The sequence below is a fragment of the Ensifer sp. LBL genome, assembly GCF_050435225.1.
Lineage (GTDB): Bacteria > Pseudomonadota > Alphaproteobacteria > Rhizobiales > Rhizobiaceae > Ensifer.
The window spans coordinates 264,734-287,571 of sequence record NZ_JBNDJY010000001.1 but is presented as its reverse complement, the minus strand read 5'-3'; the positions used below and the strand labels follow the sequence as shown (position 1 = coordinate 287,571).

22 protein-coding genes are annotated in these 22,838 nt (G+C 63.7%); 13 read left to right on the top strand and 9 right to left on the bottom strand.

Annotated elements, in window-relative coordinates; translation table 11 throughout:
• Positions 1-183: 183 nt before the first annotated feature.
• Positions 184-501 (top strand): hypothetical protein, encoded by a 318-nt coding sequence (locus OKW20_RS01400; protein WP_043616646.1) that lies wholly within the window; start codon positions 184-186, stop codon positions 499-501.
• A 30-nt stretch (positions 502-531) separates the two neighbouring features.
• Here the strand turns inward: OKW20_RS01400 and rkpK are convergent, their stop codons facing one another.
• The 3 genes from rkpK to OKW20_RS01385 form a co-directional block, all read right to left on the bottom strand.
• Positions 532-1,845, bottom strand: a complete 1,314-nt coding sequence (rkpK, locus tag OKW20_RS01395; protein WP_043616643.1) for a UDP-glucose 6-dehydrogenase — start codon at positions 1,843-1,845, stop codon at positions 532-534.
• 169 nt (positions 1,846-2,014) lie between these two features.
• Positions 2,015-3,031 (bottom strand): NAD-dependent epimerase, encoded by a 1,017-nt coding sequence (locus OKW20_RS01390; RefSeq protein ID WP_429169775.1) that lies wholly within the window; start codon positions 3,029-3,031, stop codon positions 2,015-2,017.
• Between the two features lie 77 nt (positions 3,032-3,108).
• Positions 3,109-3,432, bottom strand: coding sequence for an ArsR/SmtB family transcription factor (locus OKW20_RS01385; protein ID WP_429169774.1), 324 nt, complete (start codon positions 3,430-3,432; stop codon positions 3,109-3,111).
• 50 nt (positions 3,433-3,482) lie between these two features.
• On the opposite strand from OKW20_RS01385, the gene OKW20_RS01380 reads away from it, so the two are divergent.
• Together OKW20_RS01380 and OKW20_RS01375 are read left to right on the top strand one after the other, a co-directional pair.
• Entirely contained in the window at positions 3,483-3,965 is a 483-nt protein-coding gene (locus tag OKW20_RS01380) for an SRPBCC domain-containing protein (RefSeq protein WP_429169773.1), read from the top strand.
• Between the two features lie 183 nt (positions 3,966-4,148).
• Positions 4,149-4,508: a hypothetical protein gene (locus OKW20_RS01375; protein ID WP_429169772.1), complete on the top strand. Its 360-nt coding sequence runs from the start codon at positions 4,149-4,151 to the stop codon at positions 4,506-4,508.
• A 28-nt stretch (positions 4,509-4,536) separates the two neighbouring features.
• On the opposite strand, the gene OKW20_RS01370 is transcribed toward OKW20_RS01375, so the two are convergent.
• Positions 4,537-5,280: a L,D-transpeptidase gene (locus OKW20_RS01370; protein ID WP_429169771.1), complete on the bottom strand. Its 744-nt coding sequence runs from the start codon at positions 5,278-5,280 to the stop codon at positions 4,537-4,539.
• 215 nt (positions 5,281-5,495) lie between these two features.
• Here OKW20_RS01370 and recO point away from each other — a divergent pair, with 215 nt between their 5' ends.
• A complete protein-coding gene (recO, locus tag OKW20_RS01365) occupies positions 5,496-6,242 on the top strand; it encodes a DNA repair protein RecO (RefSeq protein ID WP_082006014.1) in 747 nt (248 codons plus the stop codon).
• Positions 6,243-6,257: 15 nt separating this feature from the next.
• Positions 6,258-6,767 (top strand): PaaI family thioesterase, encoded by a 510-nt coding sequence (locus OKW20_RS01360; protein WP_429169770.1) that lies wholly within the window; start codon positions 6,258-6,260, stop codon positions 6,765-6,767.
• A 231-nt stretch (positions 6,768-6,998) separates the two neighbouring features.
• Here OKW20_RS01360 and OKW20_RS01355 read toward each other — a convergent pair whose 3' ends face one another.
• Complete coding sequence (locus tag OKW20_RS01355) at positions 6,999-9,011, bottom strand: PhoX family protein (protein ID WP_429169769.1); 2,013 nt, start codon at positions 9,009-9,011, stop codon at positions 6,999-7,001.
• A 195-nt stretch (positions 9,012-9,206) separates the two neighbouring features.
• On the opposite strand from OKW20_RS01355, the gene OKW20_RS01350 reads away from it, so the two are divergent.
• The 3 genes from OKW20_RS01350 (at position 9,207) to OKW20_RS01340 (ending at position 13,743) form a co-directional block, all read left to right on the top strand.
• The gene (locus OKW20_RS01350; RefSeq protein WP_429169768.1) at positions 9,207-12,056 is read left to right on the top strand and encodes a DUF2339 domain-containing protein; all 2,850 of its coding nucleotides are present in this window, start codon (positions 9,207-9,209) and stop codon (positions 12,054-12,056) included.
• Positions 12,057-12,062: 6 nt separating this feature from the next.
• On the top strand, positions 12,063-12,719 hold the full coding sequence (locus OKW20_RS01345) for an HD domain-containing protein (RefSeq protein WP_429169767.1): 657 nt from the start codon (positions 12,063-12,065) through the stop codon (positions 12,717-12,719).
• Between the two features lie 172 nt (positions 12,720-12,891).
• Positions 12,892-13,743 carry an MOSC domain-containing protein gene (locus OKW20_RS01340; RefSeq protein ID WP_429169766.1) on the top strand — a complete coding sequence of 284 codons (852 nt, stop codon included), beginning with the start codon at positions 12,892-12,894 and terminating at the stop codon, positions 13,741-13,743.
• A 40-nt stretch (positions 13,744-13,783) separates the two neighbouring features.
• Here OKW20_RS01340 and OKW20_RS01335 read toward each other — a convergent pair whose 3' ends face one another.
• Entirely contained in the window at positions 13,784-14,716 is a 933-nt protein-coding gene (locus tag OKW20_RS01335; RefSeq protein WP_429169765.1) for a phytanoyl-CoA dioxygenase family protein, read from the bottom strand.
• Positions 14,717-14,843: 127 nt separating this feature from the next.
• Here OKW20_RS01335 and OKW20_RS01330 point away from each other — a divergent pair, with 127 nt between their 5' ends.
• The 5 genes from OKW20_RS01330 (at position 14,844) to nadC (ending at position 20,913) form a co-directional block, all read left to right on the top strand.
• Complete coding sequence (locus tag OKW20_RS01330; RefSeq protein ID WP_429169764.1) at positions 14,844-15,710, top strand: helix-turn-helix domain-containing protein; 867 nt, start codon at positions 14,844-14,846, stop codon at positions 15,708-15,710.
• 98 nt (positions 15,711-15,808) lie between these two features.
• Complete coding sequence (locus OKW20_RS01325; RefSeq protein ID WP_043616608.1) at positions 15,809-17,047, top strand: MFS transporter; 1,239 nt, start codon at positions 15,809-15,811, stop codon at positions 17,045-17,047.
• Positions 17,048-17,220: 173 nt separating this feature from the next.
• Positions 17,221-18,300 (top strand): quinolinate synthase NadA, encoded by a 1,080-nt coding sequence (gene nadA, locus OKW20_RS01320; protein WP_043616689.1) that lies wholly within the window; start codon positions 17,221-17,223, stop codon positions 18,298-18,300.
• Positions 18,301-18,355: 55 nt separating this feature from the next.
• Positions 18,356-19,954 carry an L-aspartate oxidase gene (locus OKW20_RS01315; RefSeq protein ID WP_429169763.1) on the top strand — a complete coding sequence of 533 codons (1,599 nt, stop codon included), beginning with the start codon at positions 18,356-18,358 and terminating at the stop codon, positions 19,952-19,954.
• 50 nt (positions 19,955-20,004) lie between these two features.
• Positions 20,005-20,913 (top strand): carboxylating nicotinate-nucleotide diphosphorylase, encoded by a 909-nt coding sequence (gene nadC / locus OKW20_RS01310; protein ID WP_429169762.1) that lies wholly within the window; start codon positions 20,005-20,007, stop codon positions 20,911-20,913.
• 12 nt (positions 20,914-20,925) lie between these two features.
• Here the strand turns inward: nadC and OKW20_RS01305 are convergent, their stop codons facing one another.
• From OKW20_RS01305 to OKW20_RS01295, 3 genes are all read right to left on the bottom strand, one after another.
• On the bottom strand, positions 20,926-21,171 hold the full coding sequence (locus OKW20_RS01305) for a hypothetical protein (RefSeq protein ID WP_043616603.1): 246 nt from the start codon (positions 21,169-21,171) through the stop codon (positions 20,926-20,928).
• A gap of 157 nt (positions 21,172-21,328) precedes the next feature.
• Positions 21,329-22,363, bottom strand: coding sequence for an NUDIX hydrolase (locus tag OKW20_RS01300; RefSeq protein WP_402316186.1), 1,035 nt, complete (start codon positions 22,361-22,363; stop codon positions 21,329-21,331).
• A complete protein-coding gene (locus OKW20_RS01295; protein WP_043616596.1) occupies positions 22,299-22,838 on the bottom strand; it encodes a tyrosine phosphatase family protein in 540 nt (179 codons plus the stop codon). The genes OKW20_RS01300 and OKW20_RS01295 overlap by 65 nt, the downstream gene beginning before the upstream one ends.

Sequence of the window (22,838 nt, the reverse complement as noted above, 5' to 3'; positions counted from 1 at the left end):
GCCGCGGGCGCATCCGGCGCCCCGGCCGCTTGCTCTATAAATTAGCTAATTGTAATAATCCGGCCTTTCCACCATACTGGCTGCAGGGCGGCGCGGGTACACCGTGCCCATGCCGCAGCCGGCCGGCGACGGAAAGGTCAACGCAAACTCCTTCGCCGCGCGTCCGGTGAAAGGAGTTCGGTGATGGTGGGCAGTGCGATCCGCGGCCTGGCATTGGCCGCCCTCTTGGCGGCGGGCGTGGTGGCGCGTCCGGTTCCCGCGATCTCCCAGGCTCCGGTCAATTGTGCCGACCGGTCCGAAGTGATCGGGTTTCTGACGCGACAATATCAGGAGAAGCCGGCGGCAACCGCGCTGATCAACCAGCAGGCGATCATGGAAATATACGCTGCCGACAATGGCAGCTGGACGCTGATCGTCACCGACGTCAACGGGCGCAGCTGCGTCATCCTCGCCGGCAAGAGCTGGGAAACCCTGCCGCCCTTGCCGATACCGAAGGCCTAGCCTCTGGGGGAGCGAGCTCAGCCGCTCCTGTCAGAGCGAGCGGCCGACGCTCGAATAGCTGAAGCCGTGCTTCACCACCTCGTCCTGGCGGTAAATATTCCTGAGGTCGACGAGAATGGGCGTCTTCATCACGGTCTTGAGCCGGCGGAAGTCGAGTGCCCGGAACTCGTTCCATTCGGTAACGATCACCAGTGCATCGGCTTCGTTGGCGGCTTCGTAGGGGTCGCTGGCATAGTCGATCCCGTCAATCAGCTTCTTCGCGTTTTCCATGCCTTCCGGGTCATAGCCGATGACATGGGCGCCGGCATCCTGCAGCGTCTGCACGACCACGATCGCCGGGCTGTCGCGCATGTCGTCCGTGTTCGGTTTGAAGGTGAGGCCGAGGATCGCGATCTTGCGGCCGCGCACGTCGCCACCGGCGGCGGCAATGACCTTGCGGCCCATGGCCCGCTTGCGGTTGTCGTTGACGGCCACCGTCGTCTCGACCAGCCGTACCGGGCTGTCATAGTCCTGCGCGGTCTTGACCAGCGCCAGGGTGTCCTTCGGGAAGCAGGATCCGCCGTAACCGGGGCCGGCATGCAGGAACTTCGAGCCGATACGGCCATCGAGGCCGATGCCGCGGGCGACATCCTGGACATTGGCGCCGACCCGCTCGCAGAGATCCGCCATCTCGTTGATGAAGGTGATCTTCATCGCGAGGAACGCATTGCCGGCATATTTGATCAGCTCGGACGTGCGGCGCGAAGTGAAGACCAGCGGCGACTGGTTGAGATAAAGCGGGCGATAGACCTCGGTCATCACGTCCCGTGCCCGCGCGTCGTCGCCCGAAAGGCCGATGACGATGCGGTCCGGCCGCTTGAAGTCTTCGATCGCGGCACCCTCGCGCAGGAACTCCGGGTTGGAAACGACGGCGAAATCGGCGTCCGGATTGGTTTCGCGGATGATGCGTTCGACCTCGTCGCCGGTGCCGACCGGAACGGTCGATTTCGTCACGATCACGGTGAACCCCTTGAGGTTCTGGGCAATCTCGCGGGCAGCGGCATGCACATAGGAAAGGTCGGCATGGCCGTCGCCGCGCCGCGACGGGGTGCCGACCGCAATGAAGATGACGTCACTGTCGGCGACGGCGGCAACGAGATCGGTCGTGAAGGTGAGACGGCCCGAAGCGACGTTGCTTGCCACCAGCTGGTCGAGACCGGGTTCGAAGATCGGAATGCGCCCCTGCATCAAGGCGTCGATCTTGCTCTCATCCTTGTCGAGACAAACGACGTCGTGACCGAAGTCCGCAAAACACACGCCGGAAACAAGGCCAACATAGCCGGCGCCGATCATCGTGATTTTCATAGGCTCTTTCCCTTGTTGTGTTCCACCGCGAGCTCAGTTCATAGAACGTGCAATTGCGTATTTTTGCAATTGCTTATGCGCTCAGGTTCACACCCATTTATGCTCGATTGCGCTTAAAGCAACCCGTCCCGCCAACAGAATAATCCGTGGGGATTAGCTGGCGAGCGGCTTACCGGTTCGCGTTGTAGTAATCCTTGTACCAGGCAGCGAAGCGCGCCACGCCCTCTTCGACGGGGAGAGAGGGCTTGAAATCGGTCAGCGCTTCGAGAAGGTCGGGGGAGGCGTAGGTGCGGGGCACGTCGCCCTGCTGCATCGGCAGCATGTTGCGCACCGCCGGCTTGCCGACGGCCTTTTCGACCGTTTCGACGAAGGTCATCAGTTCGACCGGCTGGCCGCCGCCGATATTGACCACGCGGAAGGGCCCCTGGCGCGACAGCGTGTCCTCGGCCTTTTCCTCAGGCACGCGGTTTTCTTCCGCCGGCGCCACATGGGAAAGCCGGAGAATGCCCTCGACGAGGTCGTCGATATAGGTGAAGTCGCGGCTCATGCGGCCTTCGCCATAGATGTCGATCGGCTGTCCCTTGTGGATGGCATCGACGAACTTGAACAGCGCCATGTCGGGCCGCCCCCAGGGGCCGTAGACCGTGAAGAAACGGAAGGCCGTGGTCGGCACCTTGTACAGATGGGCGTAGCTGTGCGCCATCAGTTCCATAGACTTCTTGGTGGCGGCATAGAGCGTCATCGGCTCGTCGGCGCGGTCGGTTTCGGCAAACGGGATTTTCTCGTTGGCGCCGTAGATCGAGGACGTCGAGGCCAGCATCAGGTGCTTCGGGTTAAGCTCCCGCGCCAGTTCCAGAATGTTCCAGGAGCCGACCAGGTTGGAATCCACATAGGCCTTCGGATTTTCGAGGCTGTAGCGCACGCCCGCCTGGGCGGCGAGGTGGATGATGACCTCGGGTTCGGCGAGGTCAGCGGCCCGGCGCAGCGCGTCCCTGTCCTCAAGCATGCCGACGACGGGCTTGAAGCCGTTCGAACGGGCGAGGATCGCATGCCGGTTCTCTTTCAGCGTCACGTCGTAATAGGGGGTCATGCCATCGAAGCCGACCACGAAATGCCCTTCGTCGATCAGCCGCTTGGCGAGGTGAAAGCCGATGAAGCCTGCGGTGCCAGTGATGAGGTAGCGCACGACGATGTCCCCAATTTACGTATCGGCCGTTCATACGAAGAAAGGCGATCGATTGAAAGCCGAAACCATCGGTCTGGTTACCGGTCGAGGTCCTGTTGCAGGGCAGACAGCACCGACATCGCATGGCCGGCATACTGGCTGATCCAGCGATCATGGATCGCCTGGATCGGCAATGCGTTCAGATGGTTCCAACGCTCACGCCCCTCGCGGCGAACGAGTACGAGCTCGGCTTGCTCGAGGACCTTCAGGTGCTGCATGACCGTGCAGCGGTCGAGTTTGCTGAAGCGTTCGCAGAGCATGCCGGTGGTCTGCGGCTCCTGCCGCATGGCGTCGAGCATCTGGCGGCGCAGCCCATTGGCAAGCGCTTTGAAAACCAGGTCGTCTTTCGATTCGGTTGACATGTTATTTTCGTGTAACATATTCTTGTCAGTCTCGACAGGAGGAATACACCATGCCCTTTGAATTTCGTGTGAATGGACGGATCAGCCGCCCTGTCGCCCAGGTTTTCGATGCGGTGGTCAATCCGAACCAGCTCAGCCGCTACTTCGTGACGCTGGGCGGTATCAGCGGACCGCTGGTCGCCGGCGCAACCGTGACCTGGTGGGGCGAAGTGCCGATTGAGGTGGAGATGGTCGAGCCCAACGAGCGGATCGTCTTTCGCTGGCCCGCCATGGTCGCCGAGGGCGAGGATGCCTACCAGACCCGTGTGGAAATGCGCTTCCAGTCGCTGGAGGATGGCACCACCATGGTGACGATTGCCGAAAACGGCTGGCGCGAGAACGGACAGGGGCAGAGGAGCTCCTACGCCAACTGCGAAGGCTGGTCGCAGATGCTCGCCTGCATGAAAGCCTGGCTCGAATACGGCATCAATCTGCGCGACGGCTATTATCTCAGCGAACTCTCAGGCAAGCCGGCGCTCGAGCCGCAGGCCTAGAAACCGCCTGGAGCGGTAACGCCGCAAGCGGAAGGACATCTCGAGGCCGCAGCAGGAGCGCCCATCGCACGTTCGTGCACGCGGGCGGCGCTTTTGCTCGTTTGCGGCAATTCTTCGTGGGCTTTGACAGATCAACATCGCAGCCGCACCCAGACGGGTCGGCGGCCAACAGGAGCGTGCGTCATGACGAAAATTACCGGTGGTATCAACATCGCAATGAAGGTCCCCTCGCATCAGTACGAAGCGGTGGTCGCCTTCTATCGCGACACAGTTGGCCTCGAACCCATCCCTGAAAAGTTGCCTGCCATCGGCTTCAAGCTTGGGCCGAACCAGCTGTGGATCGACGAGGCTGCGAATTTCAGCCAGGCGGAAGTCTGGCTCGAACTCTTCACCGATGACCATGCCGGTGCCCTCGGGCAGCTCGCCGCCAAGGGGATCGTACGCTGCGACGCGATCGAGGATCTGGGCGAGGGCTTTCGTGGCGGCTGGATCATGAACCCGGCCAATATCGTACACATGGTCAGGGCGCCGGACGCCTGGTAAGGCGCCCGGCCGCCGCTTTCACCTGTCCTCAGTACATCGGAGGGAGGCCGCCATTGTTGGCGCTGGCCATCGGGATCCCGCCGGCTGGCTCGGTCATCGGCGGTTCGGCCTGCAGCACGACGACGCGTGAATCGAGCGGCACGCGGCTGTAGAGGTCGATGATATCGGGGTTGAAGAGGCGGATGCAGCCGCTCGAAACGGCCTTGCCGATCGACCAGGCCTCGGTCGTGCCATGGATGCGGAACAGCGTGTCGCGGCTGCCCTGGAAGAGGTAGAGCGCGCGCGGTCCGAGAGGATTGCGCACGCCCGGCTCCATGCCGCCGGCAAGCGGCCCGTAGCGTTCCGGTTCACGCTCGACCATGCTTTGTGTCGGCGTCCAGCGCGGCCATTCGGCCTTGCGCGCGATGCGCGCCTCGCCCTCGAATTCGAGGCCGGCCTTGCCGACGCCGATGCCGTAGCGCATCGCCATGCCACCATCTTGCACGAGGTAGAGGAAGCGGTTCTGGGTATCGATGACGATCGTGCCCGGCGGCTCATGCGTCTGGTAGGCGACCTGCTGGCGCAGGTAGCGCTTGTCGACCTTGCTGATGTCGATGGCATCCAGCGGGAACTTTTCGTTCGGCAGCGGGCCGTACATCGCCACGTAGTATGGATCCGGTCCCTTCGGCTTGGCGGGCCCCGACGTGGTGACGCAACTTGCGAGCGTCGAGGTGGCGAGAAGAAGGGCGAAGAGCTGCGCCAGGCGGCCGGCGCTGTTCCGGGACACACACATAATTTGAATTTTGATCCTGCTGATTGTCATTTTCGGGCGGGAGGCACGGCTTTTGCCGCTCTTCCGTTCTAATGTCAAAGGCGGCGTCGGGGCGGCGACAGCATGTCGCAAATGAGGCAACCGATGAGTGTGGCCGAATGGCGACAGTCGGCAATGGTGCTTTGCGCTCGCAACATAGCTTGATACTCTTTCGACCACGGGTGTATGCCATAGCCATGCAATGGAGCGATCAGGCCATCATTCTCGGGATCCGGCGGCACGGCGAAAGCTCTGCTATCGTCGAGGTCATGAGCGCCACCCACGGCCGGCATCTCGGCATGGTGCGCTCCGGCCGCTCGCGCTCGATGCAGCCGGTGCTGCAGCCGGGCAACTCGGTGGAGGTCACCTGGCGTGCCCGGCTCGACGAGCACATGGGCGAATTCCGGATCGAGCCGGTTGAGTTGCGCGCCGCCCGGCTGATGGAGACGGCGACCTCGGTCTACGGCATCCAGGCGCTGGGCGCGCTTTTGCGCCTGCTTCCCGAGCGTGACCCGCACCCTCATCTCTACGAGGCGCTGACCGTCATCGTCGATCATCTGGCCGATCCCGCCGATGCCGGCGAATTGTTCGTGCGCTTCGAGCTCGCAGTCCTCAACGACCTCGGCTTCGGCCTCGATCTTACCGAATGCGTCGCAACCGGCACCCGCGCTGAGCTCGTCTACGTCTCGCCGAAATCGGGCAGGGCGGTCTGCCGGGAGGCGGGAGAGCGCTATGCCGATCGCATGCTGGCGCTGCCGGATTTCTTGTCCGCCGAAGCGCGAAGGGCTGCGGACCACGACAGCCTTGCCGCCGCCTTCCGTTTGACGGCCTTCTTCCTCCACCGCCATGTCTATGAACCGCGCGGCCTCGATGTTTCTTCCGCCCGCGACGGCTTCGTCCATGCGGCGCTGAAGGCGCTGAAAGCGCAATCCTCGGCCGCCTGACCCCAGGAGTTATCTATGCACCAGGAACTTTACCCCGGCATGGCCGTGTCCGGCATCGGCGTGTTGTCGCTTGACCGCGTCGCCCGCGACGGCGGCCTGAAGGCAATGCAGGACCTTTTGAACGGCGACCTGCCGGCCCCGCCGATGTCGAAGACGCTGAAGTTCGGACTAAGCGAAGTGGAAGAGGGGCGGGTGGTCTTCAGGGGACTGCCGACCGAAGAACACCTCAATCCGCTCGGCACGGTTCACGGCGGATGGACGGCAACGATCATGGATTCGGCCCTCGGCTGCGCGGTTTTCACCACCGTCAAACCGGGGGAGGCCTATACGACGGTCGAGTTCAAGGTGAACCTCGTGCGCCCGCTGCTGCCCGATATGGGCGAGGTTTTCTGCGAGGGACGCATCGTGCATCGCGGCCGCACCATCGCGACCTCCGAGGCCTGGCTGCGCGACCGCAACGGCAAGCTGCTCGCCCACGGCACCGAAACCTGTGCCATCTTCCCGATCGACAATCTCAGGCGTTAAGCAATTCCAGGAAAAGTGCGCAGCGGTTTTCCGTCCGGAATTGCGAACCGGGAAAGCCAATTCCAGGAAAAGTACGCAGCGGTTTTCCGTCCGGGATTGCGAACCGGGAAGGCCAATTCCAGGAAGTGCGCAGCGGTTTTGCGTCCGGAATTGCGTCGCTGCAACCGACCCCGGAAACAAGAAACGCCGCGCAGAACTGCGCGGCGTCCCTATTTGCAATCGCAGTCCCGATCAGCCGATGCGGCCGCCGCCCTGCTTGGTCACGGCAACGACGGCCGGGCGTACCGGCATGTCGTCCTTGAAGTCCGGCCAGCGGGTGGCCGGGGTCTCGTAGGTGGCAAGGCCGGCGTCGCCCGGATGCTGGACGGCCAGGAAGAAGGTGTCCGATGTCGGGTTGAAGCAGGGGCCGCACATTTCGGCGCCGACCGGCACGCGGAAGAAGAGCTTCGACGTGCCGCGGGCGGCACCGTCCGTGTCGATCGCCCAGATACCGTCGGTACGGCCGGTGTCCTTCTCGTTGTTGCCGTCGGTCGAAACCCAGAGGCGGCCATCGGTGTCTATGGCGCAATTGTCGGGCATGCCGAACCAGCCGTTCTTGGTGGTCGCGGTCGAGAACGAAGCGCCGACATCGGCCACGCTTGGGTCGCCACACTTCAAAAGAACATCCCAGCGGCTCTTGAGCGAGGCGAAGTCGCCGTCGGTCTCGGTGATCTCGACGATATGACCGAAGGCGTTCTTGGCGCGCGGGTTGGCGGCGTCGACTTCGTCGGCCTTGCGCTTGGTGTTGTTGGTCAGCATCACGTAGACCTTGCCCGTCTTCGGGTTCGGCTGAACGTCTTCCGGACGGTCCATCTTGGTGGCGCCGAGCGCGTCGGAGGCAAGACGGGTGTTGATCAGTACGTCGGCTTGCGAGGCGAAGCCGTTGGCTTCCGTCAGCGGGCCTTCGCCGTGCGTCAGCGGCATCCAGGTGACAGTGCCGTCTTCGTCGAACTTGGCGACGTAGAGCGTGCCCTCGTCGAAGAGGTCCATGTTGGCGGCGCGGTCGTCAGGGTTGAAGGTGCCCTTGGTCACGAACTTGTAGACATAGTCGTAGCGTTCATCGTCGCCGGAATAGAGCACGACGCGACCGTCCTTGTTGACGATCGATTCGCAGCCTTCGTGCTTGAAGCGGCCGAGAGCCGTGCGCTTCTTCGGCACCGAGGTCGGGTCCAGCGCATCGACCTCGACGATCCAGCCGAAGCGGTTGGCTTCGTTCGGCTCCTTGGAGACGTCGAAACGGTCGTAGAAGGACGCCCATTCATACTGGCCGCCCGGTGCGCCCAGCCTCTTCAGCTGCTTGTATTCCGGATGGTCCTCGGCGATCTCGCCGCCGAAGTAGCCGTTGAAGTTTTCCTCGGCCATCATGTAGGTGCCCCAGGCGGTGACGCCGCCGGCGCAGTTGTTGAGCGTGCCGAACACCTTTTTGCCGGTCGGGTCGGAGGGCGTCTTCAGGCGGTCGTGGCCGGCGGCAGGGCCTGTGATCTGCATCTCGGTGTTGACGGTGATACGGCGGTTGTTCTTGCCGTCGAGAACCGGCTGCCATTTGCCGTCGACCTTGCGGATCTCGATGATCGTGCCGCCATGGGCCGCCATCTCGATGTCGACCAGCTCCTTGCTGTATTCGCCGAGAACGACTTTCTCTTCCTCGACTTCCTTGCCGTCCTTGGTCACCTTTTCCTTCACGACGCTGGCGAAGGCCGGGAACATCAGCTCGGCATTGGTGTATTCGTGGTTGACGACGAGCAGGCCGTGGTCGGCGCTGCCGTCGAGCGGGATGAAGCCGACATAGTCGTTGTTGTAGCCGAACAGCTTTTCCTGGGCGGCGGCCGTCTGGTTCTTCGGGTCGAACTCCGGGCTGTCGGCGAAGATCTTGTCGCCCCAGCGAAGCAGGACGTCTGCATCATAACCTTCGGCGACATGGTGCTTCTCGTCGACGCCGGCTTCGATCTCGGTGAAGTCGAACTGTGAACCGTCCTCGGCGCGTGCCTCTTCGGCGGTCAGGAGAGCGAGCGGGCTGACGGTGGTCGAGATCGCGGCAACGGCCAGCGAGCCGCCGATGAACGAGCGGCGCGAGAAGCGGCGATGGATGATGTCGCCCATCGTCGGATTGGTGGAACAGTTGTGGCCGACATCTTCCAGCTCTTCCCTGCGTTCCGTCAGCGTCTTGAATTCGGTCTCTTCCGTCTGGGCGAGATGCTTGTCCATGATCGGGTCTCCTGGTTGAACGATGGAAACCACCGCGCGAGGCAGCGGTGTTCATCCGCCTGTACCAGCTGCCCGATGACAGTTCTGCGACATTTCCGTGAAGAGATTACAGCGCTCGGCCGTCTATAGATTTGGCGCTTGCACAAAAGTCTGTATGGTTGCGCGCGCCGGCGATTGCGACTGCCAGGAGAAAGTATGTTCGAACTTATTGCTTTAGCTGCCTTTATTCTGGCCCTATCCGCCTATCTCGGCAACCGCAGGACGACCGAGCGCCTTGGTGCCGAACTGGGCGCTCTCAAGGCGGAGATCGTCGCGCTGAAGGCCGCGCCGGGCGATCGCGCTCCGGCCGAAGGAGCGACCGAGGCGCTTACGGCGGCGGACGAATTGCCGGCTGTGCCGGAGACGCTGGGGCCAGAGACGCTGGGGCGGGAGACGTTGGACGATGCTGCTGCCGCCATGTCGGCCAGCGCGCGCGAAGGCGCCCGGATTTTCGGCGATGCAGAGGGAACCGCGGCCGAAATCGAGGGCGAGGAGACGATCGCTGCCAGCATGGAAGCACCGCAGCCGGTCGCAACGGCACCCCGTCAGACCGAGAGCCTGGAAAGCCGTCTCGGCGCCCGGTGGGCCGTCTGGGTTGGCGGCATCGCATTGGCGCTCGGCGGCGTCTTCATGGTCAAGTACTCGATCGACGCCGGCCTGCTGAGCCCGGCGGTTCGCCTGACGCTTGCCGCTTTGTTCGGCCTCCTGCTGATGGCGGCGGGCGAGGTCATCCGTCGGCGCGCGGTGCCCGTGATCGCCAACGAATTCCAGAATGCCATGATCCCCGGCATTCTGACGGCCGCCGGTGCCGTCACACTCTTCGGGGTCGCCTATGCCGCCTATGGCATCTACGACTATATCGGCACGGGCACGGCCTTCGTTCTCTTGGCGGCGATTTCGCTTGCGACCGTCGGCCTGTCGCTGCTGCATGGGCAGGCGCTCGCTGGCCTCGGCCTGCTTGCCTCGCTCGCAACGCCGCTGCTCGTCTCGAGCAATGAACCGCGCCCCTGGGTGCTCTTCGGCTTCCTCTCGATCGTGTGGCTCGCGACCTTGCTTGCGTCGCGCCTGCGCAGCTGGACCGTCGTTCCGACCTTGGCCAATGCGGGCGTCGGGCTTTGGGGCCTGGCCTACATCACCGCCGTCGCGCCATTCGAACCGCGGCCGGTCGCCTTTGCGCTGCTGGTGATGATCGTTGGCGTCGGCCTCATCTGGCCGGGCGTCACGGAAGCGGCGCCTGCGCCCGAAGCGCCAGAAGGGGCCGAGCGACGCGGCGCCGTTGCCGGTCCCTGGGAGCGGCTGTTCATCCCGCCGCATGCGGCCATCTCCATTTCGGCTGCCGTTGCCGCCACCGTGCTTGCGCTCCTTCTCATCAGCCCGGCGGTGGCCGCGGTCGAATATCCGGTGACGGAGTTTGCCGTCGTCATTGCGGCGCTGGCAGCCCTGGGGGCCTGGCGGCCGACGGCCGTGTACCCCGCCGCGCTTTCGGCGGTCGGCGCTGTCGCTGGCGTCTGGAGCCTGACGGCGCTGAGCGGCGTGCTCGCCTATCTCGATCCTTCGCTGGCCGATGCCCTTCCGGCTGTCGTCCTGCCCGGGCGCACCGCCATGTTCACCGCTATGCTGCTTGCTGCGCTGTTTATCGGCCTCGGTGGTTTCGTGTTGTCGCGCCGGCTCGTCGCCCATCCGCAATATTCGACGCTCTGGGCGGGCATTGCCGCGGTCGTTCCGATCGCGCTTGTCGCCATGTCGTTCCTGATGACCGGCAACTATTCCTTCGACCTGCCGCACGGTCTGTTCTCGCTCATCGCTGGGGCAGCGCTGCTGGCGCTTGCGGACTGGCTCTATCGCCGTGACGGCGCGGTAGAGGCGCGCGATACGGCGGCCGGCCTGCTGGTGGCCGGCTCGTTTGCCCTCTTCGTGCTTGCTCTCCATGCCTGGACGGACGGGCTGGTCACGACGCTTGCGATCGCCGTGCTCGGCACCGCCTACACACTCGCGACCCGCGTTCGCACCTGGCCGATCCTGCCGTGGATGACCGGCGCGGCGGCCATCGTGGTTCTCGGGCGCATCGCCTGGGAACCGACGATCGTCGGTGCCGGCAATCTTGGCACGACGCCTGTCTTCAATGCCTTGCTGCCGGGTTACGGCGTTCCCGCCGTGCTGCTTGCAGGCTCCGCCTATTTCCTGAGATCGTGGCCCGGCACGCGGGTGCGCAACCTTTTACAGGCGCTCGCCAGCCTCTTCGTGTTGCTGACGCTCGCGATCCTGGTGCGCCACGCGATGAACGGCGGCGTGCTCGACAGCGCTGTGCCGACGCTCGGCGAGCAGTCGATCTACACGCTGCTGGCAATCGGCGCCTCGGCGATCTTCATGAGCCTCGACATGAAGTCGCCGAGCCCGGTCTTCCGCTATGGCGGCATGGGGCTTGGCGTGCTCTCGATGCTGTCGGTGCTTTCGGCGCATCTCCTCGGCCTCAACCCCTATTTCAGCGGCGAACTGCTGGGACGTATTCCGTTCTTCGATCTGCTGTTGATCGGCTACCTGCTGCCGGGGCTCGGCTATGCCGGCCTTGCCTGGTATGCGCGCGACAAGCGGCCCTTGCCCTATGTCATGGCGCTTGCCGTCAGCGGCGCGGTGCTTGCCTTCGCCTGGGCGAGCCTCACGGTCCGCCGTGTCTGGCAGGGGGAAAACATCGCGGAGTGGAAGGGCTTCCTGCAGGGCGAGACCTACACCTACTCGGTCGTCTGGCTGCTGCTCGGCGTGTTGCTGCTGGTGCTGGGCTCGCGCTTCCACGCCAAGAGCATCCGCATCGCTTCGGCCGTTCTCGTTTTCGTCGCCGTGCTGAAGGTGTTTCTGATCGACATGTCCAACCTCGAAGGTTTCCTCAGGGCTCTGTCCTTCATCGGCCTCGGCGGGGTATTGATCGGAATAGGGCTCTTCTACCAGAAGATCCTGTCCGGCGTTGTCGCTGCACCGACGGCGCCGGCAAAGCCTGCCGAACAGCAATAGGACAGCATGACAGAGATTTCGAAACTCGCGGCCGCCTTCGCGCCGCATGAGGAGCTTGCTGCAGCGCTGCTGCCGCATGCCTTTGCCGCCGATGACGGCTCGCACGATGCAGCGCATCTGATCCGGGTCTGGAAGAATGCCGCCCGCATCCAGGCGGAAGAGGGCGGCAACGCGCGTTTGCTCGCCGCCGCGGTGCTGCTGCATGACTGCGTCTCGGTCGAGAAGAATTCGCCCTTGCGCACCCAGGCATCGCGACTGGCGGCTGAGAAGGCAACGGGCATTCTGAAAGATCTCGGTTGGGGCGCGGATGAGATTGCCGCGGTGGCGCATGCCATCCTGACGCACAGCTTCTCGGCCAACATCCCGCCGGAAACGCTGGAGGCGAAGATCCTTCAGGATGCCGATCGGCTGGATGCGATCGGCATGGTCGGCGCTGCCCGCTGCTTCTATATCGCCGGGCGCATGGGCAGCGGCCTCTATGACCCGCTCGATCCATTGGCCGAGGCGAGGGCGCTTGATGACAAGGCCTTCGCCATCGATCATTTCGAGACCAAGCTCTTCCGGCTGGCCGACGGGTTCAAGACCAAGGCCGGGCGCCGGCTCGCCACGGAACGCGAGCAGCGGCTGCGCGACGTGCTTGCCATGATGCTCGATGAAATCTAGTTGCCGGGAAGGGCGTGTCGCGCTTCTTTGTGCGGGTGTGTAGATTGCACCGGAACATTTCTCCGTTTCCATCAATCCGAGAAATGATCTAGGCCTTTCAACACATTGTGCCGCGCTGATGAATCGGATCGTCAGGCACGTGAATCAGTTTCTGAAGACGAGGGAAGTGCCCATGAAGGTGACCGGTCTCAACATTCATCCGCTAAAGAGCGGTCGCGCGATTGCCCGCGAGACGGTCTCGGTCAATCTCGACGGTGTCGACGGCGATCGGCGCTTCATGTTGGTGGAACCGGACGGGCGCTTCATCACCCAGCGCGAGTTGCAGCTGCTGGCGCAGGTCGAGGCCAGCCACATCGATGGCGGCGTGCACCTGAAGATGGGTGACCGAGAGATCTCGGTTCGCTTCGATCCCGACCGCAGGCTGAACGTCGTCGTCTGGGGCAGCGAAGTCGATGCAGCCGTGTCGGACGAAACGACGGACGAGGTTCTCTCCTCATGGTTCGGTCGCCCGGTCAGGCTTGCCCATATGGACACCTCGGCCGAGCGGTTCGTCGGCGCCGAATGGGCAGGAGCGGCCGCACCCGTCGGTTTTGCCGATGGCTTTCCGGTGCTGATTACGACGACAGGCTCGCTCGCCGATCTCAACCGGACGCTTGCCGAAAAGGGACAGGAGCCCGTCGGCATGGATCGTTTCCGCACCAATATCCTGGTTGATTGCGATGACGCCTGGGATGAAGACTTCTGGGAAAGCGTCGAGATCGGTGGCATCCGCTTCGATCTCGTCAAACCCTGCGCCCGTTGCATCATGACCACGCAGGATCAGATCACCGGCGAGCGCATTGGCGGCAACCCGATCCAGGGACTCGCCGAAAAGCGCATGTCCTCTGACCGACGTGTGCCCGGCGTTCTCTTCGGTTGGAACGCGGTGCCGCGGAGCGAAGGCACCGTGACGCTTGGCGACGCGGTCAAGATCATCGGCCGACGCGGCGAGCGCTGGCCGATGAAGGTGCGGGCTTCGGCTTAGTTCAGAAGCAGTTCCGAACGGAAACCATTTCAAGCCTCTCTCACGCCCAGGGCGTGATGCCGAGAAGTTTGGCGCCGAGATCCGAGAGGCTGGCAGGGGAAGCGTTGTGCTTTTCCCATTCGCGCGGATCGCCGGGGAAGGCGTCGCGCTTCGGATGATCGAGCTCGCGCCACAGCCGCACCCGCTCCTCGCGCTCGGCGATATTCTCCCATTCCGCCGGGTGCATCGAGATATATTGCGCCATGCGCACGCGGCCTTCGGAGTGGTTGGGCCGCACGCCGTGGGCGAGCAGGCTGTTGAAGATCATCAGGTCGCCGGCCTCCATCTCGATGTTGACCGTTGAGAGACCGGTCATGTCGGGGTGCATGGGGTCGCGGTCGGTGCTTTGTGTCTTTTCCCAGCTTTCGAAGTTTTCGAACAGTTCCGGCACGCACTGGAAGCCGCCCACGTCGCCGTCCTGCTTTTTCAGGCTGAGCACGCCCTGGACGCCGATCGGCAGCGGCCGGATCGAGGTGTCGACGTCCCAGTGAATGAAGCCGTTGGGATTGCCCTTCACCTTCTTCGGCGGATTGAGGTTGGCGCGGTCGATCGTCACCCACAGGTCCTCGCGGTCCCAGATGTCGACGAAGGCGCCGTAGATGCGCGGCTCCTGGCGATTGTCCCAGAGATACTGGTGATTGTAGATCTCCAGCATGCCGGTGTTGTTGAGTTCCTTCATCTTGTGTTCGCGTCGCTGCGGCGCGTACCAGGTCGAGGGATCGTTCGGATCCTTCTCGTCGAAGCGCCAGAGCAGATCGACGAGGCGCTCGACATTGGCCGGCGCTACTGCCTGGCGAACGATGACATAGCCCTTCGTGATCCAGTGCTGCCAGTCCGCTTCCGAAAGCACGCGCAAAGGCAGCCGCTTCTTGATGTCCTTCAGTTGAATGTCGAGATGGGCTGCCGTCGGGTGGCTGTCTCTGAGTGGCTGCATGGGTATCTCCTCGCCTGGCATGTTTGATGCGTGATGGAGAAAACCTAGCCCTTTTGCCGGTGCCGCTGTTGCACGCAGCCTGCCAAAATTGATACTATTCTGGCTTCCAAGGAGAAAGTGGCGCAACATGAAGGCTGTTTTGCAGAAGATATCGAGGCCGACCAATGCCTCATCCATCCTGCTTGACCGCCGGCTCGACGATGCCATCCCGTTCCAATGGCACCATCATCCCGAGTTCGAACTGACGCTGACCCTCAACTCGCGTGGCCAGCGCTTCATCGGCGACCATATCGGCGCCTATGACGACGGCGATCTCGTGCTGGTCGGTTCCAACCTGCCGCACACCTGGCATTCCGCCGGCAAGCTCGAGGAGGCGGAGCCGCACGTGGCGCTGGTGCTCTGGTTCCATCCGGAGTGGGTGGAGCGCCTGGAGGAGGGGTTTGTCGAACTCGCCGGCGTCAAGGCGATGTTCGAGCGTTCGGCCCCGGGGCTGCAGTTCACGCCGGACGCGGCAGCGCGCGTACGCCCGCTGTTCGAAGGGTTGCGCCGGTTGGCGCCGGAGGAGCGCCTGCCGGATGTCCTGTCGATGCTGACGATCCTGGCGCGCGAGCAGGTGGTCACGCCGCTCTCGAGCCGGGTCGTCACGCCATCGGGCCGATCGGTCGACCGCGGCCGCCTCGACCGGGTGCTCGACCATATCCATCTGCATTACGCTGAAAACCCGTCGATGGACGAACTCGCCGATCTGGCAGCGCTCAGCCTTTCCGGCCTGCATCGCCTGTTCCTGCGCCACCTCAACATGCCGGTCTCGGAATATCTGATGCGGCTTAGGATCGGCGAGGCCTGCGCGCTGCTCAGTGGTTCGACGCGCTCGATCGCCCATATCGCCGATGCCGTCGGCTATCGTTCGCTTGCCAACTTCAATCGTCAGTTCAACGCGGCCAAGGGCATGACGCCTCGAGCGTTTCGCGACCGGTTCCGCAGTGCCGCTTAATCAAGGCATCAATTCCGGTGATTGCGGCGTCAATTTAATTGGCTTTTATCTGTTTTAGCAGCCGCATAGGATCGCGCTCCATCAATCGGAGAGATTCCATGTCCGCTGTTTCCGGAGCATCCGCGCCCTCCAGTGCCCGTCAGGAGATGCCCTGGCTGATCATTGCGGCCGGCTCGGTCGTCGCGATGCTCACCTTCGGCCCGCGCTCGGCGATGGGCTTTTTCCAGCTGCCGATGCTTGCAGATACCGGCTGGGACCGGACGACCTTCGGTCTTGCCATGGCGCTGCAGAACCTCTGCTGGGGCCTGAGCCAGCCGTTTTTCGGTGCGATCGCGGACAAGTTCGGTACGTGGCGGGTGCTTGCCATGTCGGGCCTTCTCTACGCAGCAGGCCTGTTCATCATGGCCTTTGCCGATGCGCCGATCTGGCTGCACATCGGCGGCGGCGTGCTCGTCGGCATGGCGGTGGGCTCCGGCTCCTTCGGCATTCTGCTCTCCGCCTTTGCCCGCAATGTAACGCCGCATCAGCGCTCGCTTGCCTTCGGCATCTGCACGGCGGCGGGTTCGGCCGGCATGTTCCTGTTCGCGCCACTCAGCCAGGGCCTGATCTCCGCCTATGGCTGGTCGGACAGCCTGGTCTATCTCGGCGTTCTGATGCTGCTGGTGCCGTTCTTCGCGATCCCGCTGCGCGGCAACGCGTCCTCCGGCCGCCAGAGCGAGGCTCAGTACAAGCAATCGATCGGCGAGGCGCTGAAGGAAGCGCTTGGCCACAAGAGCTACCTTCTGCTCGTCTCTGGCTTCTTCGTCTGCGGCTACCAGGTTGCCTTCATCACCGCGCACTTCCCGGCCTATATCGGCGATATCGGCATCGACGCGCGTTACGCGGTGATCGCGCTGGCGCTGATCGGCTTCTTCAACATCATCGGCTCGCTGTCGGCAGGCTTCATCGCCCAGCGCTACTCGAAGCCCTATTTCCTGGCGCTGATCTATATCGCGCGCTCGGTGGCGGTGACGGCCTTCCTGCTTTTGCCGCAGACGCCGACCTCGGTCATCGTCTTTGCCATCGTCATGGGCCTGCTCTGGCTTTCGACGGTGCCGCCCACCAATGCGCTGGTCGCCATCATGTTCGGCACACGGCACCTCGGCCTGCTCGGCGGCATCGTCTTCCTCTCGCACCAGGTCGGCTCGTTCCTGGGCGTGTGGATGGGTGGCTACCTCTACGACCACTTCGGGTCCTACGATCCGGTGTGGTGGCTCGGCGTGGCGCTTGGCATCTTCGCGGCAATCGTCCATTGGCCGATCGAGGAGAAGGGCGTGGCACGCCCCGCCATGGCCTGAACGAAAACGAAAATCAGAAGCGCTGCGAAAAGCGGCGCTTCTATTCTTGAATTCTGTCACAAAACTTTCTAAATCAACCCATGCGGCTTTGCCGCTTTTGTTTTGGCTCAATTATGCTCAGATTGAGCATAATTGAAGAGCCGCCCAGGAAGAGGGGCGGAGAGGAGATGTCGATGACGCGCCTTGCACCTCGCACCGCGACCGTGGCGAAACCGGTTTTTGTCAGCGCCGCTGAGCGCTTCGGCATCATCGAAAGACCCGAGCTTGCCTTTACGCCGGCGGTCGCGCGCGAAACCGAGCATCTTTACGAGAAGGTCAAGGATTTCATTCCGGCGATCGAATGGCCGGTCTATGCGCCCTATGTGCACGCCATCAACCGGCTGAAGAAGGAGCGCAACGCCGTCATCCTCGCGCATAACTACCAGACACCGGATATCTTCCACTGCGTCGCCGATATCGTCGGCGACTCGCTGCAGCTGGCACGCGATGCCGCCAAGGTCGATGCCGAGATCATCATCCAGTGCGGCGTGCACTTCATGGCCGAAACGTCGAAGCTCTTGAGCCCGGAAAAGACCGTGCTGATCCCCGACGCCAAGGCTGGTTGCTCGCTATCGGAATCGATCACCGGCGCCGATGTCCGCCTGTTGAAACAGCGCTACCCCGGGGTTCCCGTCGTCACCTACGTCAACACGTCCGCCGACGTGAAGGCCGAGACCGACATCTGCTGCACCTCGTCGAACGTGCTCGATGTCGTCGAGAGCCTGGAATCCGATACGGTGCTCTGCATTCCCGACGAGTACCTGGCGATGAACGTGGCGCGCCAGACCAACAAGAAGATCCTGACCTGGAAGGGCCACTGCGAGGTGCACGAGCGCTTCACCGCCGCCGAGTTGCTCGCCTACAAGGAGGCCAATCCGGGCATCGAGATCATCGGTCATCCGGAATGCCATCCGGATGTGATCGCCGTCTGCGACTTCGCTGGTTCGACCTCCGGCATGATCAACTACGTCAAGGACAACCGTCCGTCGAAGGTGCTGCTCGTCACCGAATGCTCGATGGCATCGAACATTCAGGCGGAGATCGAAGGCGTCGAGTTCGTCAAGCCGTGCAACCTCTGTCCGCACATGAAGCGCATCACGCTGCCGAAGATCCTCGACAGCCTGCTGACCATGACGGAGGAGGTTCTCGTCGACCCCGCGATTGCTGATCGCGCCCGCTTGGCGGTCGAGCGCATGGTGAACCTCAAGCAGTAACAATTTCAACCGGCTCACACCGGATGCAGGCATGCGCATTGGAGGAGAATGAATCATGCTGACCGACCATTTCCGCCCGCAATCCTTCAACGGGATTGACGACATCGTCATCGTCGGTGGCGGCCTGGCCGGCCTCTTCTGCGCGCTGAAGTTGAGCCCGAGGCCGGTGACGATCCTTGCCGCAGCCCCGATCGGCCATGGCGCCTCGTCGGCCTGGGCGCAAGGGGGGATTGCCGCCGCCATGAGCCCCGGCGACACCTTCGAAAAACACGTCGCCGATACGCTTGCCGCCGGTGCCGGCATCGTCGACGAGAAGATGACGCGCATGATGGTGGCCGAAGGCCCGGCGCGCATCCATGACCTGCTCGACTATGGCGTACCCTTCGATCGCGACCTCGAAGGCAAGCTGCTGCTCTCGCGTGAGGCGGCGCATTCCGAGCGCCGTATCGTCCGCGTCAAGGGCGATATGGCCGGCAAGGCGATCATGGAAGCGCTGATTGCCGCCGTCCGCCGGACGCCGTCGATCCGCGTGATCGAAGGCTATGTGGTCGAGGAGCTGGTGCGCGAAGGTCGCTTCATCTCCGGCGTCATCGCGCGCCCGGATGCCGGACAATCGAAGAAGCGCGTGGCTTTCCCGGCCCGCGCCGTCGTGCTCTGCTCCGGTGGCGTTGGCCACCTCTATGCGGTCACCACCAACCCGTGGGAAGCCTGCGGGCAGGGGCTCGGCATGGCCGCCCGCGCCGGAGCGATCATCGCCGATCCGGAATTCGTGCAGTTCCACCCGACCGCCATCAACATCGGCAAGGATCCGGCGCCGCTCGCGACCGAGGCGCTGCGCGGTGACGGCGCCCAGCTTCTGAACGCCGCCGGCCATCGCTTCATGCTCGATATCCACCCGGACGGCGAGCTTGCGCCGCGCGACATCGTTTCGCGTGGTGTCTTTGCCGAGGTCCAGGCCGGCCGCGGCGCCTTCCTCGATTGCACCAAGGCCGTGGGCAAGCATTTTCCTGAGATGTTCCCGACCGTCTATGCTTCCTGCATGGCGGCCGGCATCGATCCGGTGACGCAAGCCATCCCGGTCGTGCCGGCGGTTCACTATCACATGGGCGGCGTGCTCACCGATGCCGAAGGCCGCACCTCGATCGATGGCCTCTGGGCAGCCGGCGAGGTGACCTCGACCGGCGTGCACGGCGCAAACCGCCTTGCCTCCAACTCGCTGCTCGAAGCCGTGGTCTTTGCCGCGCGTATTGCTGAAAACATCAAGGGCACGCTGCCGACACCGCAGTTGACCGAATGGGGCGACAATGCCGGCGAGAACGACGACCCGGTGACGGTCGAAGACAGCCCGCAGCTGACGATCCTGCGCAAGGTCATGAGCGACTGTGTCGGTGTGATCCGCACGCGCGAAAGCCTGGTGCGGGCGATCCGCGAGATCGAGCAACTCGAGCGCGACAACACCCGCATGCGCTTCACCAACATCATCACGACAGCCAAGCTGATCGCCGTCGGCGCGCTTCGCCGCACCGAAAGCCGCGGCGGTCACTTCCGCGCCGACTGCCCGCAGGAACGCCCGGAATGGCGTCGCCGTACCTATCTGACGCTCGCCGACGCCAACCGCCTGGCGCGTGAATTGGCAGAGACGGAAGCAGCCTGAGACGGTCTGGTTGGCCGCTTTCGAATTGAACCTTTGGAATGAGTGACACGATGACAGCAGCCCTCCGCCCCGAACTGCCCGCACTGATGATCGAGGATCAGGTGCGCGCGGCACTGCTTGAGGATCTCGGCCGCGCCGGCGATATCACGTCGCTTTCGACGATCGGGCCGGACCTGACGGCAACGGCCGGTATGAATGCGCGCGATCCCGGCGTCATTGCCGGACTGGAGCTCGCGCGCGCAGCCTTCCGTCTGGTCGACCCGTCGATCCGCTTCGAGGCCCTGGTGGTGGACGGCGACCGGGTCGAACCGGGTACGGCAATCGCCCGGATCTCCGGTCGCGCTCGCGGCCTGCTGTCGGCCGAACGTGTCGGCCTGAACTTCCTCATGCATCTCTCGGGCGTTGCCACCTACACGGCGAAATTCGCCGATGAGATCGCCCATACGCCTGCGAAGGTCTGCTGCACCCGCAAGACCATTCCGGGACTGCGCGCGCTGGAGAAATACGCAGTGCGCCTGGGCGGCGGCTCCAATCACCGCTACGGGCTGGACGACGCGGTGCTGATCAAGGATAACCACATCGCCGTTTCCGGCGGCGTCGCAAGCGCCGTCCACGCGGCGCGCGCCTATTGCGGCCATCTCGTCAAGATCGAGATCGAGGTCGACGGTCTCGACCAGATGCGCGAGGCGCTGACGGCCCAACCCGACGTCATCCTGCTCGACAACATGGGCCCAGACTTGCTCCGCGAGGCCGTTGCGATCAACCGGGCGCACTGGCAGCTCTCCACCGACGCCTATGCGGTCGATGCCCGCCGGACGCGGTTGGAGGCTTCAGGAAACGTCAATATCGATGCGGCGCGGGCAATCGCCGAGAGCGGCATCGACTATATCTCGACCTCGAAGATCACGATGGCCGCCCCGACGCTCGACATCGGTCTCGACATCGCCATCAAGAAATAGTCGAAGACACGATCAACGCTGCATGATGAAGGGGCAGGAGAAGCGCTCGCCGACGGTGATCTGCGTGCCGCAATCATAACGGCAGGTCTTGAACTGTCCGTTCGTGTCCTGACTATTGAGATTGCAGATGGTCGTTTGCGGTTGCATGCCGCCGCCCTGCTGGTTCTTGAAGTAGTCGGGCATCTTCGGCTTCTCGTCGGTTCCCGATTGCGGCGAGGTGCCGAGCAGCGACGTCAAAAAGGCCAGTGCGAGCAGCATGGTTGTCACCTCGGTCGTAGATATCGGGTCGCTCGGCGGCAGGTGGCGACTATTCGGCCTCGTCCCGCAGCACCGATCATAGCATCATCCCTCCTATGTAGGGCGTGCCGCCGGATGTTTTTAGGTGCCGGTCCAGCTCAGGAACTGATGGCTGCGATCATCGCCCGCCGACCTTGAGCCCCGGGGCAGGGCGCTCGTCGAGGATCTGACGGCGGAAGCGGAAGAGGGCGGCCGGCCGCCCACCGGTGGAAGAGAGCGTCATGCCCGTCGGCTCGACCAACTCGGCCCCTTCGACCAGGCGCCGGAAATTTTGCTTGTGCAGATGGCGCCCGGAGATCGCCTCGACGGTTGCCTGCAGATCGGTCAGGGTGAATTCCGGCGGCATCAGTTCGAAGACGACCGGCCGGTACTTGATCTTGCCGCGCAGCCTCGCCATCGCCGTGGCGACGATGCGGCGATGGTCGTGGCGCATTGCCAGCCCGACGGTCAGAATGTCGCTGCCGTTGCCGCGGCCGTCGATCGCCGCCTCCGGCACGAGCCCCGCCTCGTAGAGCAGCTCATAACGCTCGAGCACGCGCTCTTCGTCCCAGGGGAAATCGCCGAGGCCGAAGGCCAGGCGAATGCGCGCCCGGCGCCCGGCAATCCGGGCGGCCTGCTCCTCGCCGGATACGCCGGTCTCCCAGCGGGCAAGCGCCGGCAGGATGGCCTGGTCGAGCACCGCCGGGCGTCCCTGCCGCCAGTCTTCCCAGGGCAGGTAACCGTACCAGTCGCGCCAGTGCGCGCCGGCTTCGGCCAGCCGTTCGGTATTCTCGGCATCGGTTCTGGTCAGCGCCAGATAGCCGACAGAGACCATGTGCTTGCCTTCTTCGCCCGGCAGCCGCTGGCGGCCACGATCGCCGAAGGTGTAGAGCTGCTCGATATAGCCGAGCTTCAGCGCCGTACGTTTTTCGACGCGATCCCGCAGGCTCGTCTCAAACGTCCGGTGGAGCGCCGGATCGAAGGGGCCGAACGGCAGGCTGTCGCGCGCGTCGCCGTCGCTTTCGCTGACGGCGAGGATGCGCGGGCTGCGGTTGACCACGGCGACGATCGCCGCATTGAGGCCGATCTCGACCGTTGTCGGCTGTGTCTCAATCGGCAACGGCTGCTCCTTCGGAAGCAAGCGGCAGAAGGAACGGTGCGTTGCCGTCGGCATCCGCACCGCGACCGATCGCGCGAACGGCTGTGACGAGCCGGCCGTTGCGCTCGAGTACGGCGTCACCGATCTCGACAAGCCGGCTGTTGGGGGTCGCAAAGGGCGAGGCTCGGCGCAGCCGTTGCACCAGTTGCGTGTCGTCCTGGTTCGGCTCGGCCGCAAGCGCGGCGATGAGGGCGGCTGCGGGCGAGCGGGAGACGCCCATCCAGCAATGAACGAGGAGCGGCCGTGCGCGGTCCCATTCGCGCGCAAAGGCAACGATCTGCCGGACATGGTCTTCCTGCGGCGCGATGAGGTCGCCGGTGCCGGCAAAGGTGATGTCGTTCATGCCGAGCGTGAGATGCCGCGCCTTGGCGATGACGCCGGGACGATGAAAGTCCTGGCCCTTGGCAACGAGGCTGATCATCTCTGTGCAGCCATGGCGGACGGCCATTTCGGCGATGCGGGAAAGTGGTGAAACAATGATGTCGGGCAT

Excerpts from the sequence above, each read along its gene's own strand:
- OKW20_RS01380 (WP_429169773.1), top strand. The coding sequence starts at position 3,483 with ATGCCCTTTGAATTTCGTGTGAATGGACGGATCAGCCGCCCTGTCGCC.
- OKW20_RS01345 (WP_429169767.1), top strand. The coding sequence starts at position 12,063 with ATGACAGAGATTTCGAAACTCGCGGCCGCCTTCGCGCCGCATGAGGAG.
- rkpK (WP_043616643.1), bottom strand. The coding sequence starts at position 1,845 with ATGAAAATCACGATGATCGGCGCCGGCTATGTTGGCCTTGTTTCCGGC.
- nadC (WP_429169762.1), top strand. The coding sequence starts at position 20,005 with ATGACAGCAGCCCTCCGCCCCGAACTGCCCGCACTGATGATCGAGGAT.
- OKW20_RS01350 (WP_429169768.1), top strand. The coding sequence starts at position 9,207 with ATGTTCGAACTTATTGCTTTAGCTGCCTTTATTCTGGCCCTATCCGCC.
- OKW20_RS01385 (WP_429169774.1), bottom strand. The coding sequence starts at position 3,432 with ATGTCAACCGAATCGAAAGACGACCTGGTTTTCAAAGCGCTTGCCAAT.
- nadA (WP_043616689.1), top strand. The coding sequence starts at position 17,221 with ATGACGCGCCTTGCACCTCGCACCGCGACCGTGGCGAAACCGGTTTTT.
- OKW20_RS01295 (WP_043616596.1), bottom strand. The coding sequence starts at position 22,838 with ATGCCCGACATCATTGTTTCACCACTTTCCCGCATCGCCGAAATGGCC.
- OKW20_RS01340 (WP_429169766.1), top strand. The coding sequence starts at position 12,892 with ATGAAGGTGACCGGTCTCAACATTCATCCGCTAAAGAGCGGTCGCGCG.
- OKW20_RS01300 (WP_402316186.1), bottom strand. The coding sequence starts at position 22,363 with ATGCCGACGGCAACGCACCGTTCCTTCTGCCGCTTGCTTCCGAAGGAG.
- OKW20_RS01305 (WP_043616603.1), bottom strand. The coding sequence starts at position 21,171 with ATGCTGCTCGCACTGGCCTTTTTGACGTCGCTGCTCGGCACCTCGCCG.
- recO (WP_082006014.1), top strand. The coding sequence starts at position 5,496 with ATGCAATGGAGCGATCAGGCCATCATTCTCGGGATCCGGCGGCACGGC.
- OKW20_RS01335 (WP_429169765.1), bottom strand. The coding sequence starts at position 14,716 with ATGCAGCCACTCAGAGACAGCCACCCGACGGCAGCCCATCTCGACATT.
- OKW20_RS01330 (WP_429169764.1), top strand. The coding sequence starts at position 14,844 with ATGAAGGCTGTTTTGCAGAAGATATCGAGGCCGACCAATGCCTCATCC.
- OKW20_RS01355 (WP_429169769.1), bottom strand. The coding sequence starts at position 9,011 with ATGGACAAGCATCTCGCCCAGACGGAAGAGACCGAATTCAAGACGCTG.
- OKW20_RS01325 (WP_043616608.1), top strand. The coding sequence starts at position 15,809 with ATGTCCGCTGTTTCCGGAGCATCCGCGCCCTCCAGTGCCCGTCAGGAG.
- OKW20_RS01370 (WP_429169771.1), bottom strand. The coding sequence starts at position 5,280 with ATGTGTGTGTCCCGGAACAGCGCCGGCCGCCTGGCGCAGCTCTTCGCC.
- OKW20_RS01360 (WP_429169770.1), top strand. The coding sequence starts at position 6,258 with ATGCACCAGGAACTTTACCCCGGCATGGCCGTGTCCGGCATCGGCGTG.
- OKW20_RS01400 (WP_043616646.1), top strand. The coding sequence starts at position 184 with ATGGTGGGCAGTGCGATCCGCGGCCTGGCATTGGCCGCCCTCTTGGCG.
- OKW20_RS01375 (WP_429169772.1), top strand. The coding sequence starts at position 4,149 with ATGACGAAAATTACCGGTGGTATCAACATCGCAATGAAGGTCCCCTCG.
- OKW20_RS01315 (WP_429169763.1), top strand. The coding sequence starts at position 18,356 with ATGCTGACCGACCATTTCCGCCCGCAATCCTTCAACGGGATTGACGAC.